A 16,600-nucleotide genomic window follows, 5' to 3' on the forward strand; every position below is an offset into this window, starting at 1 on the left:
TAATTCTTTAATGACAACAGGGCTTGGTCGCCCTGTATCCCGGCTTTCAGCCGCCAAGCCTCTAACCCACCCGTCTTTAGCGGGTGGTTGTTTAGTTACAAAGAAATATTGTTATTGGAATGTTGGCTGGCTTTACTTTGGGATTAATGGAAGCCATTTTCAGTAAAGAAGAAAGCTTAATTAAACGAGAACCAAATGATGGAATAAAATATACCAAACGTAATATCTTATTTTTAGGAACTATATGGTCTGTACCTATGCTCATTATTATTAGTCTTACTTTTTATAATTCTTCCTATTTTATTGCAATACTTGTTCTATCTATTGTTGTGGGTATCTTAATCAATGGGGGATTTGATCTTATTAACTATTATAGCCTACGCCTCACTTTACATCGATTTAACACCTTCCCTTTAAAAGCCGTCCCCTTTCTTGACCACTGTACAAAATTGATTTTACTGCGCCGTGTCGGTGGGAGTTACATCTTTATCCATCGTTTGTTATTAGAACACTTTGCACAAAAATATCATGAGAAATCAGGAGTTAAAAAATGAATAGAAAATTAGTCAGCTTTGACTGGGCAATCAAGAAATTACTAAGAAGCAAAGCCAACTTTGGGATTTTAGAAGGCTTCTTAAGCGAACTATTGAACACTGATATTACGATTTTACAAGTGTTAGAAAGCGAAAGTAATCAAGAATATGAGCAAGACAAATACAACCGAGTGGATGTCAAAGTCAAAAACAGTGCGGGGGAAATCATCATTATTGAAGTGCAATATAATCGTGAATATGATTTTCTACAACGTATTTGCTATGGCGTATCCAAGGATATTGTTGAATATATGCAGCAGGGCATGGCTTATTCCGAAGTGAGCAAAGTCATTTCCATCAGCATTTTATATTTTAATCTAGGTTTGGGTGAAGACTATATTTACAAAGGCGAAACTAATTTTACTGGCATTCACTTGCACGACCAATTGCAACTCAATGATAAACAAAAAGACACTTTCCAAAAACAACATGTTGCAGAGATTTTCCCAGAATATTATCTAATCAAAGTAAACAAGTTTGATGATGTCGCTAAAAACAGTTTAGATCAATGGATTTACTTTCTAAAACATGCAGAAGTGAAAGAGAATTTTCATGCTAAAGGTATTGATGAAGCAAAACAGAAACTAGATGTGATGCAATTAGATGACAAACAACGTGCTGCTTATAACGCCTATCAAGAAGATTTACATTATCAAGCCAGTATGTTTGATTCGTCTTATGGCGATGGCAAGAAAGATGGGATTAAAGTTGGAATCGTGGAAGGTAAAAAGGCTGGAATCGTGGAAGGAGCAACACAAAAAGCCTTACAAACAGCAGGAAAAATGCTATCCAAAGGCTATGAGATTAAAGAAGTTGCTGATTTAACGGGCTTAGAACTTGAACAAATTGAAGCGTTGTCAAAGGCAAGTAAATCATAAACTTCATCATTAATATTTTAAATTGAATCAAGCAACCATGTTTGATTGGGACGACAACTTAAAATTTGAGTTTTAGCTTCAGCTTTCCAATCCCCAACCACATACCGCTTTGCACCTGCTTTTAATTCATGAATAGTTGGGCGATGCGTATGACCATGAATTAAATCTGATACTTGATGCTGTTGCATCACTTCAGCCACTACCTCGGATGTCACATCCATAATTTCAGTTTGTTTTTGCTGGGTTTCTGCTTGACTTTGTTCACGGGCTTGCTGTGCTAAGGCTTTTCTCTGCTCAATGGGATAAGATAAAAATTGTTGTTGCCATTCAGGATCACGTACTTGTTGCCGAAATTGTTGATAAGCTACATCTAAAGTACACAAAGTGTCACCGTGCATAATCAGAGTGGGCATGCCATAAATATCAATCTTTTTCGCATCTTCTGTAATTAACGAACACCCTGATAACTGTGCAAATTGTTGCCCTAATAAAAAATCACGATTGCCGCGCATAATAAAAACAGGAGTGGACTGACTTAGCTCATGCAATGCCATCATAATGGGTTGATAAGCAACGGCAGTCTCATCACCTAACCAAACCTCAAATAAATCGCCAAGAATATACAAGGCATCTGCTTGTTGTGCCCGAGTCTTAAAAAAAATAATACTTTTCTCTACTAACTCAGATGTTTGAGGACTTAAATGCAAATCGGCAATAAATAAAGTTTCGGTCATGAGGTATTACGCTCCAAATTAAATAGCATCCATGCAGTTCAGATTGGTTACATTACTCTGATGATTGCGCCGTGCTTGCAATGTCGGCTTCAAAAATTTCGGTTTTATGTTTCTCATAGAATAATAACGCATTATGCACTGCTTTAACCACTGCTCTAGGTGTAATCGTTGCGCCTGAAAATTGGTCAAAAATCCCGCCATCACGTTTGACATTCCAAGCTTTGCGGGTCAAGTTATTCAGTGATAAACCATTGAAACTTAAAATCCAATTAGAACGCCGTGCATCAATCATATCGCCTAAACCCGGTGTTTCTTGATGTGAAACCACTCGCACCCCAATCAAAGTACCATCATAATCAATACCGACCAGAAAATTAATTCTGCCATTGTAACCGTCAGGTGCAACAGGACTGAGCACAGCCGCAGTTGGATGTCCTTGCAAACGTGCACGATAAACCGCTGTTGGATTATCTGAACCTAATAAATTTTCATCTTGAAAATAAGCAATATCTTTAACTAAATCATTATCATACAAATCATGAGAAATTAAAACGTTCAAACTCCGTACCAGTGCAGCACGTTGGTTACTGATAATTTTTTCGTACGTGACTTGATGGCTAAATGCAACTAAACCAGAACCCAAAATGGCAGCAATCACCAATGCAATCGCAGTTTTAATAATCATTTTGAATAACATATCTAGCTCCGTGCTCCAAATACTTTAGGTCGTGTCATATAATCAATTGTGGGTGCAGACAAATTCATCAATAAGACCGCAAATGCAACGCCATCAGGATAACCGCCCCATGTCCGAATAACATAGATTAAACTGCCAATCCCTAAGCCAAATATCCAACGCCCTTTAATTGAGGTGGCTGCGGTCACAGGATCGGTTGCAATGAAAAATGCCCCTAAAATCGCTGCGCCACTGAATAAATGAAATAATGGCGGCGCGTAAATATCGCTATCGACTAAGTTGAAAAACAACGATATGGCAAATAAGCCCGTTAATACAGCGGCAGGAATCCTCCAATCAATGGCTTTGACATAAATTAACCATATACCACCAAGCAAATAAGCAGCTGTAATCCATTCCCATGCTTTACCCGCAAATGCACCGTACAAAGGACTTTGCATGATTTCGTGCATCGCGATAAATTGGCCTAAATTGGTTTTGACATCATCCAACGGTGTTGCGCTGCTCATTGCATCCAGTGTTAAATTGACAGGAAACTGGCCAGAAAAAATAATATTAAAGCTGTCTAAAAAGCTTAGGCCACCTTGTTGCACAACGGCTGCGTAGGAAGGCCATTGCGTCATCTCCGCAGGAAATGAAACCAATACAACAACATAACTCACCATTGCTGGATTAAATGGATTGTTGCCAAGGCCGCCATATAAGTGTTTAGCGAATACCATCCCAAATCCAATGCCTAGAACCGTTATCCACCAAGGCAAAAAAGGTGTTATAGCCAATGCGAATAAACAGCCTGTAATCAGCGCACTGCCATCGGTGATAAAGGGTTGAATTGGGCGTTTACGCAACCAGAGCATGATCGCTTCAAAGCTGAGTGCCGTGGCACAAGCCAGAAGGATATTAATGGCAATGCCCCAGCCAAAGAACCAAATATATAAAGCGATACCCGGTAATAAAGCAAACAAGACTTGATACATGACTTGATTGACACGCTTACCAGAATGGATATGCGGTGAAAATGTGACATTAAACTGCATGGTGTTTGGACTCTTGATTTGAAACTGCGATTTGTGGCGGCAGATTTTGCTTAAAAGTTTAATCTAAGTTAAGAATGATTGCCAATATGTTCAAATCAGGTACAAAAGTCAACCCATGTTTTTAATTTATAAATTTATTTTATCGGCTTATAAAATTCTTATTTCTCACCAGATGATAATGTGTTTGATAGAAAACAACCTATGACCACTAGAGTTTGTTAGCGAATCAATCATTTTTTAATCCAATGGCTCAGACATATTTGGATAAACTCAAGCAGCAATAGCTCTGTAATTGCATAGGAAGTCAAAGTCTAGACAAGATTTAATAGAATTAGAATCTAGGCCTAAGTTTATGAAGAAAAGCGTGAGAGCCCGCCTGCTTAATTTATATGATCTCATGCTTGGAATTTCTATCTTTCTGCATAACTGCTTTTTATCGTGATAACACACCCTATTCTGGCAAGCCTTATTAATAAACACTTAATTTCTAAGCTTTGCATATTTTTGTATAGGTTCTGGAATCCCAATGTTAAGTTGTTTTGCAATTGTATGGTTAATAATAAATCGAGGCTGTTGTGGCAATTGAACTGGTATGTTGTCAAATGTACCGCTTTGTTGATGTTGATGAACCACTTGTGCAGCTGCTCGGCCCATTTCAGCAAAATCTACAATCGTACCAACGAGAATGCCTTGTTTCAATTGCGCTGAGTTAGCCCCAATGGTTTTAATATTGAGAGAATGCATTGCATCAGTAATTTTTTTCGCTTGGGTTGATATAAATGTATCCATCGGCAAATAGACAGCATCTAGTTGCATTTCATTATTTTTTAAAGCTTGTACATGTTTGTCTAATTGATTTGTATTTGGCGGTAAACTTAAATCAATAATTTTAAACCCTTGTTCAATAGCTAATACTTGTAGTTTTTGACGGATAATTAAAGAATTTCTTTCCCTTGGATTAAAAAATAATCCTAGCCTTTTAAACTCAAATAGTTTTCGAGCGTTCTTAAGTTGTAAAGCTAAATCAATGGCAGGACTTGCCCCTGAAATATTACCGCCTGTATTTTGTAAACTTTCAATTAATTTTGCTTCAACAGGTGCAACAACAATATTAAATATTTGTGGTACTTTTTCTTGCAACAAGTTCTTTATTAACATTGAAACCGTTGTACCATAAGTATAAATATAGTCATATTTTTCAATTTCAGGCATTAAATTATCATAAACAGATAAAACCAATGTTTTTTTACTTTGTTCAGCATTGATTTGCTCATAAGTAACTTGATAACCTAGTTGCTCTAACTCAGATTTGAAACTTTGTTCAGCAATCGTTTCTCCATTCCATAAAACTAAAGCAATAGACAGTGGTTTTGCTTGAATTGTAGATGATAATAGCCAAAGACTTAAACAACTTATTATGAATACTTTATAATTGAACATAGTACCCCCCCATTTCAATTATTAATATATATGGATATAAGCTAGAAAATAATTAATCTAGCTCAAATTGTTGTTGCCAATCCTCATTTTGTCGCCATGCAGGTTGTTTCGATTTATCAAGTAGATAATTTTCCAATACTAAATAATCCATTTCAGTACGCATAAAACATTGATAAGCCTGTTGTGGTGTGTGCACTATTGGCTCACCACGCACATTAAATGAGGTGTTCACTAACACAGGACAGCCCGTCAGCATTTCAAATGCTTTTAACAGCAGATGATAACGCGGATTCGTTTCTTGATGTACCGTTTGAATACGGGCTGAATAATCTAAATGCGTAATCGCTGGCAATTCAGAACGTGGAATATGAAGCTTTTCAATCCCAAATAATTGCTCTTGTTCCGCTGTCATTGGAATACGATAGTTTTGCTTTATCGTTGCGACTAACAACATATATGGGCTCACGCAATCCATATCAAAATAATCATTGACCCGTTCGGCTAAAATAGACGGTGCGAAAGGTCGAAATGATTCACGATGCTTAATTTTTAAATTCATCACTGATTGCATGTTCTCACTGCGCGGATCACCTAAAATTGAACGTCCACCTAATGCTCTGGGGCCAAATTCCATACGCCCTTGAAACCAGCCTATAATTTTTTCTTGGGCTAACTGTTCAGCAACTTGTGGCATTAATTCAGAATCTGGCAAATAAGTATAATCAGCATTGATGGAATCCAAATAAGCTTTGATTTCACCATTACTGAATTTTGTGCCCAAATAACTACCTTGCATTGCATCATTTTGAGGCATTTGACGTGGCTTATCTAAGTATTGATACCACGTTGTTAATGCTGCCCCTAATGCGCCACCTGCATCACCCGCAGCAGGTTGAATCCAAATATTATCAAACACTTTCTCTTGTACTAGCTTACCGTTTGCCACGCAATTAAGTGCAACCCCACCTGCTAAACAAAGATTGTTTACATCAAGTTCTTTTTGCACAGTTCGCGCCAATTTTAACACAATATCTTCAGTAACTATTTGAATTGATCGTGCAATATCCATTTCTCGCTCTGTAATAGCCGACTCTGATTGACGCTCCGCACCATCAAATAGGCCAGCAAACGCATGATTGGTCATGGTTAAGCCAACAGGATAATTAAAATAATCCATATTGAGCCTAAATGTGCCATCAGGTTTTATATCAATCAAGTGATCTAAAATAGTTTGTACATATTTTGGCTCACCATAAGGCGCAAGCCCCATCAACTTATATTCGCCAGAATTAACTTTAAAACCCGTAAAATAGGTAAATGCAGAATATAACAAGCCTAAAGAATGTGGAAAATCCACTTCCCATTGCGGCGTGAGTTGATTACCCTCACCTAACCAGACTGATGTTGTTGCCCATTCACCCACACTGTCTAAACACAATACAGCGGCTTTATCAAACGGACTGGGAAAATATGCGGATGCAGCATGACTTTGATGATGCTCTGTAAACAACAAGGGCGGAATGGTTTTGCTATCAGCAAATGATTTAAGCTCTTTTTGCAATACGGTTTTTAAATACAGCTTTTCTTTTAACCATACTGGCATGGCTTGTAAAAATGAACGAAATCCGCGCGGTGCATAAGCTAAATAGGTTTCCAGTAATCGCTCAAATTTGACTAAAGGCTTATCATAAAACACGATATAGTCGACAGCTTGCAAATCAATTTCACCTGCTTGTAAACAATAACTCAACGCATTCTTGGGAAAGTTTGCATCATGTTTTTTGCGGGTAAAACGTTCTTCTTGTGCGGCTGCAATGATATTGCCATCACGAATCAGAGCCACGGCACTGTCATGATAATAGGCTGAAATTCCGATAATATTCATAGATATTTAGCACACTTAGTCATTTTTAAATTGAATATCCTTGTATAGTCTTTACGCTTCAAAATAAACCCCAATATAATCATTATCTGTTCAGCTTATTGTACGCTAAGTCTTTTTCTATTTAAAATACTGCCATGACCAATATTATTGCTAATCTAAAAAAAATCCAGCAGGATATTCAATATTACGCTCAACAAGTTCAACGGAATTCCAATGAAATCCAGTTGCTTGCTGTAAGTAAAACCCATCCTGTAAAAACAATCCTAATGGCTTATGAGCAAGGACAACGACAATTTGGTGAAAACTATTTACAACATGCTGTACCAAAAATCATTGAGCTAAATCAATTTAATATTGAATGGCATTTTATTGGTAAGATTCAAACGAATAAAACACGGCAGATTGCTGAGCATTTTGCTTGGGTGCAAACTTTGGAACATCTGAAACATGCGCAACGTCTCAGCCAACAACGTTCCGTAGATTTACCGCCATTAAACGTATGTATTCAAGTCAATATTAGCGAAGAGCCACAAAAATCAGGTATTTTATTAAAAGATGTTGAGGCTTTTGCTGGGGCAATCAATTTATTACCCAATTTGAATTTGAGGGGCTTAATGGCGATTCCTGCCGCCAGCCAAGATTTTCAGCAACAAAGTCAAACCTTCAGATTGTTACAGCCCACTTATCAAAATTTAAAATCTCAATATGCTCAAATAGATACTTTATCCATGGGCATGACAAATGATATGCAAGCTGCCATTGCTCAAGGCTCAACTATGGTGCGAATTGGTACGGGTATTTTTGGTGCACGGGAAACTTAGCGGATAATGATTTGATTCAGTCATAAATCAATAAATACCCATCATCGACAAATTCTAGCCACAAAGCATTTTTGTCTAAGCGTTGTCACTTTCAATCTATACATTTGAAGCAAAACTTAACAAGATTGAGAGCTGACTATGGATATTATTCCTTATCTCAGATTGATGGTAGAACGTGAAGCCTCTGATATTTACTTTACGGTAGGAACAACGGCAAAAATCAAACTTAATGGCAAATTAGTTTCAGTAGGCAAAAATGTGTTTTTACCTGAACAAACGGAAAATATCGCCAAATATCTTATGAATCCTGCACAATGGGTATTCTTTGAAAAGCATTTGGAAGTTGATACTGCTTATACACCACTAGGTATGGATGAACGCTTTAGAGTCAATGTTTTCACGCAGCAAAAAAATGTCGCCATCGTGATGCGTCACATTCGCTCTGATGTTCCTAGCATTGATAGTTTACGTTTACCTGAAGTCTTAAAAGAGCTGATTACACCAAAACGTGGACTGGTTTTAATGACAGGAGCGACTAACTCAGGCAAATCAACAACTCTCGCAGCAATGCTGGATTACCGAAATATCCATCAAGCAGGACATATTCTAACGATTGAGGATCCAATTGAGTTCATCCACGAACACAAAAAATCGTTGGTTAACCAACGTGAAATAGGAATTGATACCCATTCTTATGCCAATGCCCTAAAAAGTGCAATGCGTGAATCGCCTGATGTGATTTTAATCGGTGAGGTGCGTGATCGTGAAACCATGGAAACCGTACTCACACTATCAAATACAGGACATTTAGTGATTTCGACCCTACATGCCAACAGTTCATTTCAGGCCATTCAACGTATTATCAATATGTTTGAAGTTGAACAACATCAGCAATTATTTACAGATTTATCGCTAAATTTAGTGTGTGTGCTTTCGCAGCGTTTAGTGGTTGGGGTTGATCAGAAACGGATTGCCGCCTTAGAAATCATGATTAATACGCCTCATATTGCAGATTTGATTTTAAATGGTAAAACTGAGGATATTAAAGAAGCAATGGAAACCAGTGGCCAAAAAGGGGTGCAAACGTTTGACATCGCTTTATATAACTTATATCGTGATGGGATGATTACCTTAGAAGAAGCTTTGACTCATGCGCATTCACGTATGGATCTAGAGGCGAAAATTAATTTTGGTTAAGCTGATATGAACCTGTTTATACAACAAATTGTTGATGATTTAAAAGATTTTTCGTCTGAGCTATTGGCACCAGGCCTAAATGCGGCACAACAAGTGTCTACCAGCATTGGCACAGTTGCCAGTACCAGCTCACTACTACATGCCATTGACTATTTGACAGGTTTAATTCCACGTCTGATTGCTGAACTGGAAACCGCTGAGGCCACACATAAATTCCAAGTGCATTATCATGCCTCGCCTAAACGTGCAAAATTGTCACGTCGCAGCAGTGATTATCAATATGATAAAGACCGTAAGTTATTACCTGCACGTTGGCTGAGTATTTTACCTGCCATTGAGGTGGATACAAGACCTTTGCGTTGGTTGTTGTATTTGATTGATTTGCAACAAAATGAGCTTGATAATATTTTAGGCCGCAATACTAAATACATTGATGACTCATTGCTCCATCAGCAAGGCCATTCAGATTATGCTCAAAATGACCGCGTCACCTTGCTCAGTATGCGTTCACGTTTGCATGAGGCACAGAGTAAACTAGAACACGCTCGTATTACCTTAATGCGTACCGTACAACATCGTTTTGTTGCCTCAGAATCTTTGCCTTATCCATTCCCTCGTTCGCAAGCGTGGACACAGTTGCGGGTTTATGCCCAACAATTAACCCATCCTACCGATTATTTACCGGGTTATTTACACCATTTGTTGCATGGCACTGTTGAGATTGCAGATTCACCTTATTTGTATCAACGTTGGTGTGGAGTCAAATTACTTAAAAGTTTGGAACATTTAGGCTGGATTTCTTATTCTGATCCTGTAGGCGCATTATTTTTAGGTGGTAAAATCAAACTACATAAAATGGGCATTGAAATCAGTTTATGGATTGAGCCACGTTTTTCACGCAAGCAAGTGCATCCAAGCGGGTTTGCTTGTAATCGTGTTGAAGAAACTCATCCTGATTATATGATTGTTACCGCAGGCCCTTACGGCGTTGATGCGTTTATTTTAGATCCGACAACAACTGTTGATACTCAAATTCGTCGTGGCAAAGGGCGTTATTTAAACACGATAGAAACCACAGATATGGCAACATTAGCAGGTGTGCCTGTGGTGCGTAATCCGCTACGAGCTTGGTCGGCTGCTCCGTTACATCAATCACATTGTGAATTAGATGATGTAGAAGGCCGCACGGGCACAATTCCTATGCATCCATTAGATTGGACACCAAGACCACTTAAAGAATGGTTATCTGATATTGATCATTATGCTTTGGCTTGGGGTAAACATGAGCGTGACTTAAAACAAGCTGAAACCAAAGCACAAAGCGTCAGATTAGCCGCGTAGAAAAAAATACCAGTCCCAATAAAAATGCTTTGAAAATATTGCTAGGATTGGTGTTCACCACTTTTTTTAAACTAAAACTAATTCCCGTAAAACTGAAGTTGCATAACTACCAGACTCTAAAGAAAAAGCAATATGCAAGGTGTTTGCATCCTGCAATTCCCATTCTAACTGTTCTACTTTGATTCGTGTCGCACGATGAGCTAATTTTAAACGCGCGTCCTTCAAACTTTCGATTAAAGATTCATAAGGTTGTAAAATTTGCTGTTCTAATTGTGCAGCCTCACCTTTTAATAATGAGTTTCCATCACCCGCCAAACTACAGGTGGGGTGAATATCAAATTCGACTAAGCGTTGCTCAATTTCAAGGGTCACAGCTTCTAAACAAAATACACTCTGAGTACCATCCAATTGCATTACATCGCCATCAATTGCTTGATTCCAGATGTTTTTTTGAATTCGTTCAGATAACACTTGATTAAATAGAAATGAACGCACTACAGAAAGATATAAACCACGCAAATGTTTAGTTTTGGCTTTTAGTTCGCCTTTTAACATTGCAATTGCTTGCTCTAAATTATCATGCCCAAAACGTTGTTCTCCAAAATAATTAGGAATGCCATACTGCTGAATCCATTTTAATTTAGGTTCTAATTCTTCTATATTGCCCTCTAAATCACGAATCACTAACCCAAAACGATTTGATTTTAAGTTGCCTTTCCGGATTTTTTTCGCATGACGCGTAATGGTTAATACTTCAAATTCATCATGGGTAAATTGACTCCAATCAGGCTCAGGCTTATTACCCATATAAATGCTAAACCATTGTGTTGTCACTGCATGGCGGTCTTTCATCCCTGCATAACTGACATCCATATTTTTTACTTGAGCAAAACGTGCAATTTGCTTTGAAACCCATTCCGTGTTCGCACCTGATTTACGAATATGCAAACACACATGTTCGCCTTCACCTGTTAACTCAAAACCCAAATCTTCATCAACTTGAAAGTCAGCTAATTGTTGGCGAATTTGACCTTTTACAGTCGGTTGATGGCTGGCAAAAGCATAGTCAAGCGGTTGGATTTGCATGATGTGGTTCTCTTAAGAAATAAGCAGGGTTTTATTTTTTATAATAAATTTTTTAGTTTTGATTATTTTCACAAGCTGGAATAAAAAAGACCATTCTATAACAAGCATTAAAAACTATATCTTGCATCATATCCGCAGACTGCATACAATGCACTGTTTATTTAGTATGGCTAAAAATTGAGGAAAATTGCTCGATTGACGTTTATTGCACTCAAAATAAAATCAACAAATATCAAAACGCGCTTTACCCAAACCTTATTCAAACGGTTGCAATAACGAATAAAAGTCCCATCATGAGCCATACAACAGGTACTGATTTCGTACTCAATAACGCTTTAATCAATTGTAGTCAAATCATATAATCGAAACGAATGCACTTTAAACGGAGTAACATACATGGCGTGGAATGAACCGGGTGGTAACGATAAAGACCCTTGGGGACACCGCAAAAATGAGGATGGCCCACCAGATTTAGACGAAGTCATTAAGAAAATGCAAACTAAACTAAATAAAATGTTTGGTGGTAATAAAGGTGGCGGTAGCGACGGCGGCGATTCCAATAATAGCGACGGTGGTGAAGGTATCAGTTGGACAACATTAATTATTGTTGCGCTGATTGGTGTCATTATTTGGGGACTATTTGGCTTGTACACTGTGCAACCAGCAGAACAAGGTGTTGAAACACGCTTCGGTGCTTACACTCAAACTGAAACTCAAGGTTTACATTGGCATCTTCCATCACCGATTGAAACAGTTGAAATTATAAATGTAGAGGAAGTCCGAGCAGTGACCCACGAAGCTCTGATGCTGACTCAAGATGAAAATATCATCAAAATCAAACTCGTTGTGCAGTATCGGGTTAAAGATGCAAAAAATTACTTATTTAATGTGCGTGATCCTGACAGTACCTTGCACCAAGCGACTGAAAGTGCATTACGTGAAATCGTTGGTACCAGTAAAATGGATGATGTATTGACCAGTGAACGTGCGCGAGTGGCGGTTGATACTAAATTATTAATCCAAGACATCTTAAATCGTTATGTCACAGGATTAACCGTTATCAGTGTCAATATGCAAGATGCACAGCCACCTAATGAAGTACAAGAGGCCTTTGCAGATGTTATTAAAGCACGTGAAGACGAAGAGCGGTATAAAAACCAAGCACAAGCTTATGCCAATGAAATTTTGCAGAAAGCCAAAGGTTTATCAGATAAATTGTATCAAGAATCTTTAGCTTATAAAGCCCAAGTCATTGCAAAAGCAGAAGGTGAAACGCAACGTTTCTTACAAGTCTTAACGGAATATGAAAAAGCCCCTGAGATTACGCGCCAACGTTTGTATTTAGAAACCATGGAACAAGTATTAGGTAATACCAATAAGATTATGATGGATGTGGATAGTGGTAATAATTTGATGTTGTTGCCTTTGGATAAATTGATGAATTCAAGTCCAAGAACAATAACTCAGCCGCCTGCTATATCTTCAAGTGGTCAACCTTTGTCAGTGATACCAAGCTATTCTACGCAGGACGAAAGAGGAAGACCTTCACGCGAAGATGCACGGGAAAGAGGAGGACGCGCTAATGTCAACCAGTAAAATGTTAATTTTAAGTGTTTTGATGATTTTAGTGACCTTGGGTTTAATGTCCGTATTCGTCGTCAAACAGACCGAACTTGCATTAAGATTGCAATTGGGTTTGGTTAAATCTAAAGACTATGAACCCGGTTTGCATTTGAAAATACCTTTTGTACAGAATGTACGTAAATTTGATAAACGTATTCAGACTTTAGACGCACGTCCTGAGCAATTCTTAACTGCTGAGAAGAAAAACCTAATCGTGGATTCTTATATCAAATGGCGCATTATTGATGTTGAGGCTTACTTTACTTCAACCAGTGGTAGTGATTTGATGGCGGGTCAGCGTTTATCTGAACTCATAGCGGATGGTTTACGTAGTGAATTTGGTAAACGTTCAATTCAGGAAGTGGTATCTGGTGATCGTTCTGAAATCATGGATATTATTACAGCAGAAGCTGACAGTCGTGCGAATAAATTCGGTATTTCAATTGTAGATGTACGAATTAAGCGTATTGAATTGCCAACCGAAGTCCGTAGTTCAGTCCATAGTCGGATGGAAGCAGAGCGGGAACGGGTTGCTAAACAGTTACGTTCTCAAGGTGAAGCGGAAGGCACGCGAATTCGAGCTAAAGCAGATCGTGAGAGTACTGAAGTGATTGCAGGTGCAAAACGTGATGCGGAGATTGTTCGTGGTAATGGTGACGCGAAAGCAGCAGAAATTTACGCAACAGCTTATACTAAAGACTCTGAGTTCTACTCTTTTTATCGTAGCCTAAATGCGTATAAGAAAACCTTCAGTAATCAAGGTGATATGATGTTAATAAAACCTGATTCTGAGTTTTTCAATTACTTTAAATCGACTAAAGGCAACAATGCCATTGCTGAATAGTTAATTGTTGGAGGGCGTAATATAAATTGCGCTCTTCAATCATCATATATCCCTTTTTGCCCTTTCTCCGCCTCATTTGTTTTCAAAAGTCAAAGCGTTTTTCGTTCCCTAGGGTAGACATTTTAAATTCTGTTTTGAGATTTTTTGTAAACTTTATCATTTTCACGTTTTCCCACAACCAACACATAGACAATTAATTCATCATCAACTACTTCATAAACCAAGTAGATAATCTACTGTACGTAATTTAATTTTATACACATTTTCATAGTCTGATAATTTAGCAGATGGCACATAATAACACTTCGATTGCTTGAAATTTTTCTTTTCTGCGTTCTTCAACTATTTTAGCAAGCTCATAATCTTCTAAACATTCCATAATAAATTCACAGGTCTTAGAGGGAATCAGGTAAGTAGTGGGCTTGTTGTGGTTTAAAATTGCAATTGGTGCGCCGTTAAATTCTGCTAATAATGCGGTTGGACTTCTTTCTGAATACTTCAAGTTAGAAATTGCTTCTTATTTTTATCAAGATTACTCTAGGACAGACAAGATTGATTGAAGTGCATCATCAGTGGGCTTGGGTATTTTTTGCTGCTATAGTTAGTAGTATCGTGTGTCAATATGCCCGTATTGAGAATGAACAAAAGATAGGAGAAGGTTATGCAAGTTACATTGCCAGATAATTTAGTTGAGGAAATGAGTCAGTACATTGCTTTAGATAATAAATCTGAGGCATTAGCAACAATTATTCAGGAATGGGTAAAGTATCAAAAAAGCTTAGAGTGTAATCAACAACATACTATAGTCGTTTTATTTTAAAGTGATACAGGACTGGCAGTCCTCGATTTTAAAACTGATTGATATTTAAAGTATAAAAGGACTGCCAGTCCTCGCACTCAAGACAAAATTGACTATAAGTGTCTAAATTTAAGTCAAAAGCCTCGTCCCATTGGCTTGGCAAAAGATAAATTTCAAGTGCCAGCATCATTTTTTGAATCATTACCAGATAAGATATTAGCTGATTTTGAAGGTAGATAATGGATATTTTGCTCGATACTTGTGCTTTTTTATGGATTATTGCGGATGCGCCTGAATTATCTCAGAATGCACGAGATATTTTTACAAGTTCTGATTCTCAAGTATATTTAAGTGCAGTATCTGTATGGGAAATTTCTGTTACCTGATGTACCAAAAGTTTTTATTCCTGAGCAAAGAGAATTGCATCAAATAGATAGTTTAGCTTTAAATGAAAAATCAAGTTTATATCTTTCTTGTTTACCAATGATTCATCGTGACCTTTTTGACCGTTAATACCTATAAAATCAGCATCTTTTGTTGCAATGATAAAGTTGTGAGTTTTAGCAAATTCCCAGATTTTTAAGTTAGCTTCATTTTCAAGTTGTAAATCTTTAACGTGTTTTGACTCTGGAAAAATATCTGAAAGTCCATGCACCAGTTTGTATGAAAGGTGTTCATTGAATAGTAATTTCATTAGGATATAATGAGTTGATTTTGTTCTCTGTCAGCTGCATAAGCTAAGCAAGTTTGAATATCTGTTAGCATTAATTCGGAAAAGTCGTCAATAATTTCTTCTGAGGACATTCTGTTTGCAAGCATATCCAGCACATTATAAATCGTCATTCGAAGCCCTCTAATACAAGGCTTTCCTGAGCGTTTTCCAGCTTCTAAAGTAATAATATTTTTATAGTTCATTTTTTGCCTCGAATATTAAATTAAAGGATTTTGGATGACTAATTGTTTTTCTATTAGTTGCCCATGTTGCAAATCTTCTGTAAATAGTATTTCACAGTTTTCCAGTAATGCTGCACTGATAATTAAACTATCTCAATAAGAGAAATGATATTGTTGTTTGATTTGCCATGCTTTTTGGACTGTTTCTAGTGTAAGTGGTGATACTTGTGTTATTTCGTTTACAGCAGCAATGATCGTGTTATCTGCTACTTTTTGTCTGAGTAATACATTTGAAAATTCATTTAACACTTGCGTACTAATAACAACTTTATCAGTTTGACTACTAAAAAATGAAACTGCGTGTATAAAAAAAACACGTCAGTATGTGGAAAGAGATGAGCCACAAAGACAAGAATATTTAGAGAAGTTGAGAGAAAGAGATGACTCAAAGATTGTTTATATAGATGAAACAGGTATAGAGCAAGGAATATGTAGAGAGTATGGCTGGGTAGAAAGGGGACAACAGTTGGCTTTACCTATCTCTGGCAAACGCAAACGCCGCATCAATATAATTGCAGGTTTGCTAAATGGGAAGCTGATTGAACCCATGATGTTTGAAGGCAGTTCTAACTAACATGTCATAGAAGCTTACTTCAAAAATGCCTTGCTACCTGCTGTTGGAAAAGGCTTTACTATTATTCTCGATAATGCGTCTTTTCATAAATCTAAGA

The 16,600-nt window shown here is 37.5% G+C and carries 19 protein-coding genes; 10 read left to right on the plus strand and 9 right to left on the minus strand.

Annotation, left to right across the window (positions count from 1 at the left end; genetic code table 11):
* Positions 1 to 146: 146 nt before the first annotated feature.
* Together ABXH34_RS12335 and ABXH34_RS12340 are read left to right on the plus strand one after the other, a co-directional pair.
* Positions 147 to 554 (plus strand): hypothetical protein, encoded by a 408-nt coding sequence (locus ABXH34_RS12335; protein WP_353572187.1) that lies wholly within the window; start codon positions 147 to 149, stop codon positions 552 to 554.
* Positions 551 to 1,471: an Rpn family recombination-promoting nuclease/putative transposase gene (locus ABXH34_RS12340; RefSeq protein WP_353572188.1), complete on the plus strand. Its 921-nt coding sequence runs from the start codon at positions 551 to 553 to the stop codon at positions 1,469 to 1,471. The genes ABXH34_RS12335 and ABXH34_RS12340 overlap by 4 nt, the downstream gene beginning before the upstream one ends.
* Positions 1,472 to 1,488: 17 nt before the next feature.
* Here the strand turns inward: ABXH34_RS12340 and ABXH34_RS12345 are convergent, their stop codons facing one another.
* The 5 genes from ABXH34_RS12345 to ABXH34_RS12365 form a co-directional block, all read right to left on the minus strand.
* Positions 1,489 to 2,205: a UDP-2,3-diacylglucosamine diphosphatase gene (locus ABXH34_RS12345; RefSeq protein WP_353572189.1), complete on the minus strand. Its 717-nt coding sequence runs from the start codon at positions 2,203 to 2,205 to the stop codon at positions 1,489 to 1,491.
* A gap of 52 nt (positions 2,206 to 2,257) precedes the next feature.
* Positions 2,258 to 2,902 (minus strand): electron transport complex subunit RsxG, encoded by a 645-nt coding sequence (rsxG, locus tag ABXH34_RS12350; protein WP_353572190.1) that lies wholly within the window; start codon positions 2,900 to 2,902, stop codon positions 2,258 to 2,260.
* A gap of 2 nt (positions 2,903 to 2,904) precedes the next feature.
* The gene (gene rsxD, locus ABXH34_RS12355; protein ID WP_353572191.1) at positions 2,905 to 3,939 is read right to left on the minus strand and encodes an electron transport complex subunit RsxD; all 1,035 of its coding nucleotides are present in this window, start codon (positions 3,937 to 3,939) and stop codon (positions 2,905 to 2,907) included.
* Positions 3,940 to 4,419: 480 nt separating this feature from the next.
* Positions 4,420 to 5,379, minus strand: coding sequence for an ABC transporter substrate binding protein (locus ABXH34_RS12360; protein WP_353572192.1), 960 nt, complete (start codon positions 5,377 to 5,379; stop codon positions 4,420 to 4,422).
* A gap of 52 nt (positions 5,380 to 5,431) precedes the next feature.
* Entirely contained in the window at positions 5,432 to 7,264 is a 1,833-nt protein-coding gene (locus ABXH34_RS12365; RefSeq protein ID WP_353572193.1) for a carbamoyltransferase family protein, read from the minus strand.
* Positions 7,265 to 7,398: 134 nt separating this feature from the next.
* On the opposite strand from ABXH34_RS12365, the gene ABXH34_RS12370 reads away from it, so the two are divergent.
* The 3 genes from ABXH34_RS12370 (at position 7,399) to ABXH34_RS12380 (ending at position 10,623) form a co-directional block, all read left to right on the plus strand.
* On the plus strand, positions 7,399 to 8,085 hold the full coding sequence (locus ABXH34_RS12370) for a YggS family pyridoxal phosphate-dependent enzyme (RefSeq protein WP_353572194.1): 687 nt from the start codon (positions 7,399 to 7,401) through the stop codon (positions 8,083 to 8,085).
* 138 nt (positions 8,086 to 8,223) lie between these two features.
* A complete protein-coding gene (locus tag ABXH34_RS12375; protein WP_353572195.1) occupies positions 8,224 to 9,282 on the plus strand; it encodes a PilT/PilU family type 4a pilus ATPase in 1,059 nt (352 codons plus the stop codon).
* A 6-nt stretch (positions 9,283 to 9,288) separates the two neighbouring features.
* A complete protein-coding gene (locus tag ABXH34_RS12380) occupies positions 9,289 to 10,623 on the plus strand; it encodes a hypothetical protein (RefSeq protein WP_353572196.1) in 1,335 nt (444 codons plus the stop codon).
* A 66-nt stretch (positions 10,624 to 10,689) separates the two neighbouring features.
* On the opposite strand, the gene truD is transcribed toward ABXH34_RS12380, so the two are convergent.
* Positions 10,690 to 11,709, minus strand: coding sequence for a tRNA pseudouridine(13) synthase TruD (truD, locus tag ABXH34_RS12385; RefSeq protein WP_353572197.1), 1,020 nt, complete (start codon positions 11,707 to 11,709; stop codon positions 10,690 to 10,692).
* Positions 11,710 to 12,105: 396 nt separating this feature from the next.
* Here truD and hflK point away from each other — a divergent pair, with 396 nt between their 5' ends.
* Positions 12,106 to 13,305 (plus strand): FtsH protease activity modulator HflK, encoded by a 1,200-nt coding sequence (gene hflK / locus ABXH34_RS12390; protein ID WP_353572198.1) that lies wholly within the window; start codon positions 12,106 to 12,108, stop codon positions 13,303 to 13,305.
* Positions 13,292 to 14,176 (plus strand): protease modulator HflC, encoded by an 885-nt coding sequence (gene hflC / locus ABXH34_RS12395; RefSeq protein ID WP_353572199.1) that lies wholly within the window; start codon positions 13,292 to 13,294, stop codon positions 14,174 to 14,176. Before hflK ends, hflC begins: the two co-directional genes overlap by 14 nt.
* 280 nt (positions 14,177 to 14,456) lie before the next feature.
* Here hflC and ABXH34_RS12400 read toward each other — a convergent pair whose 3' ends face one another.
* On the minus strand, positions 14,457 to 14,678 hold the full coding sequence (locus tag ABXH34_RS12400; protein WP_502710413.1) for a type II toxin-antitoxin system Phd/YefM family antitoxin: 222 nt from the start codon (positions 14,676 to 14,678) through the stop codon (positions 14,457 to 14,459).
* Positions 14,679 to 14,837: 159 nt separating this feature from the next.
* On the opposite strand from ABXH34_RS12400, the gene ABXH34_RS12405 reads away from it, so the two are divergent.
* Complete coding sequence (locus ABXH34_RS12405) at positions 14,838 to 14,996, plus strand: hypothetical protein (protein WP_353572200.1); 159 nt, start codon at positions 14,838 to 14,840, stop codon at positions 14,994 to 14,996.
* A 218-nt stretch (positions 14,997 to 15,214) separates the two neighbouring features.
* On the plus strand, positions 15,215 to 15,361 hold the full coding sequence (locus tag ABXH34_RS12410; RefSeq protein ID WP_353572201.1) for a PIN domain-containing protein: 147 nt from the start codon (positions 15,215 to 15,217) through the stop codon (positions 15,359 to 15,361).
* A 14-nt stretch (positions 15,362 to 15,375) separates the two neighbouring features.
* Here the strand turns inward: ABXH34_RS12410 and ABXH34_RS12415 are convergent, their stop codons facing one another.
* Both ABXH34_RS12415 and ABXH34_RS12420 read right to left on the minus strand, forming a co-directional pair.
* A complete protein-coding gene (locus ABXH34_RS12415; protein ID WP_353572202.1) occupies positions 15,376 to 15,669 on the minus strand; it encodes a DUF5615 family PIN-like protein in 294 nt (97 codons plus the stop codon).
* Positions 15,669 to 15,890, minus strand: coding sequence for a DUF433 domain-containing protein (locus tag ABXH34_RS12420; protein WP_353572203.1), 222 nt, complete (start codon positions 15,888 to 15,890; stop codon positions 15,669 to 15,671). Before ABXH34_RS12420 ends, ABXH34_RS12415 begins: the two co-directional genes overlap by 1 nt.
* A 364-nt stretch (positions 15,891 to 16,254) precedes the next feature.
* On the opposite strand from ABXH34_RS12420, the gene ABXH34_RS12425 reads away from it, so the two are divergent.
* On the plus strand, positions 16,255 to 16,503 hold the full coding sequence (locus ABXH34_RS12425; protein WP_353572204.1) for a transposase: 249 nt from the start codon (positions 16,255 to 16,257) through the stop codon (positions 16,501 to 16,503).
* The last annotated feature ends 97 nt before the right edge of the window (positions 16,504 to 16,600 follow it).

The sequence above is a fragment of the Candidatus Albibeggiatoa sp. nov. BB20 genome, assembly GCA_016744725.1.
GTDB lineage: Bacteria > Pseudomonadota > Gammaproteobacteria > Beggiatoales > Beggiatoaceae > Albibeggiatoa.

Coding starts and splice junctions, on each gene's coding strand:
- ABXH34_RS12405 (WP_353572200.1), top strand. CDS start 14,838: ATGCAAGTTACATTGCCAGATAATTTAGTTGAGGAAATGAGTCAGTAC.
- truD (WP_353572197.1), bottom strand. CDS start 11,709: ATGCAAATCCAACCGCTTGACTATGCTTTTGCCAGCCATCAACCGACT.
- ABXH34_RS12340 (WP_353572188.1), top strand. CDS start 551: ATGAATAGAAAATTAGTCAGCTTTGACTGGGCAATCAAGAAATTACTA.
- rsxG (WP_353572190.1), bottom strand. CDS start 2,902: ATGTTATTCAAAATGATTATTAAAACTGCGATTGCATTGGTGATTGCT.
- ABXH34_RS12415 (WP_353572202.1), bottom strand. CDS start 15,669: ATGAAATTACTATTCAATGAACACCTTTCATACAAACTGGTGCATGGA.
- ABXH34_RS12365 (WP_353572193.1), bottom strand. CDS start 7,264: ATGAATATTATCGGAATTTCAGCCTATTATCATGACAGTGCCGTGGCT.
- ABXH34_RS12380 (WP_353572196.1), top strand. CDS start 9,289: ATGAACCTGTTTATACAACAAATTGTTGATGATTTAAAAGATTTTTCG.
- ABXH34_RS12410 (WP_353572201.1), top strand. CDS start 15,215: ATGGATATTTTGCTCGATACTTGTGCTTTTTTATGGATTATTGCGGAT.
- ABXH34_RS12375 (WP_353572195.1), top strand. CDS start 8,224: ATGGATATTATTCCTTATCTCAGATTGATGGTAGAACGTGAAGCCTCT.
- rsxD (WP_353572191.1), bottom strand. CDS start 3,939: ATGCAGTTTAATGTCACATTTTCACCGCATATCCATTCTGGTAAGCGT.
- hflK (WP_353572198.1), top strand. CDS start 12,106: ATGGCGTGGAATGAACCGGGTGGTAACGATAAAGACCCTTGGGGACAC.
- ABXH34_RS12370 (WP_353572194.1), top strand. CDS start 7,399: ATGACCAATATTATTGCTAATCTAAAAAAAATCCAGCAGGATATTCAA.
- ABXH34_RS12420 (WP_353572203.1), bottom strand. CDS start 15,890: ATGAACTATAAAAATATTATTACTTTAGAAGCTGGAAAACGCTCAGGA.
- ABXH34_RS12345 (WP_353572189.1), bottom strand. CDS start 2,205: ATGACCGAAACTTTATTTATTGCCGATTTGCATTTAAGTCCTCAAACA.
- hflC (WP_353572199.1), top strand. CDS start 13,292: ATGTCAACCAGTAAAATGTTAATTTTAAGTGTTTTGATGATTTTAGTG.
- ABXH34_RS12360 (WP_353572192.1), bottom strand. CDS start 5,379: ATGTTCAATTATAAAGTATTCATAATAAGTTGTTTAAGTCTTTGGCTA.
- ABXH34_RS12335 (WP_353572187.1), top strand. CDS start 147: ATGGAAGCCATTTTCAGTAAAGAAGAAAGCTTAATTAAACGAGAACCA.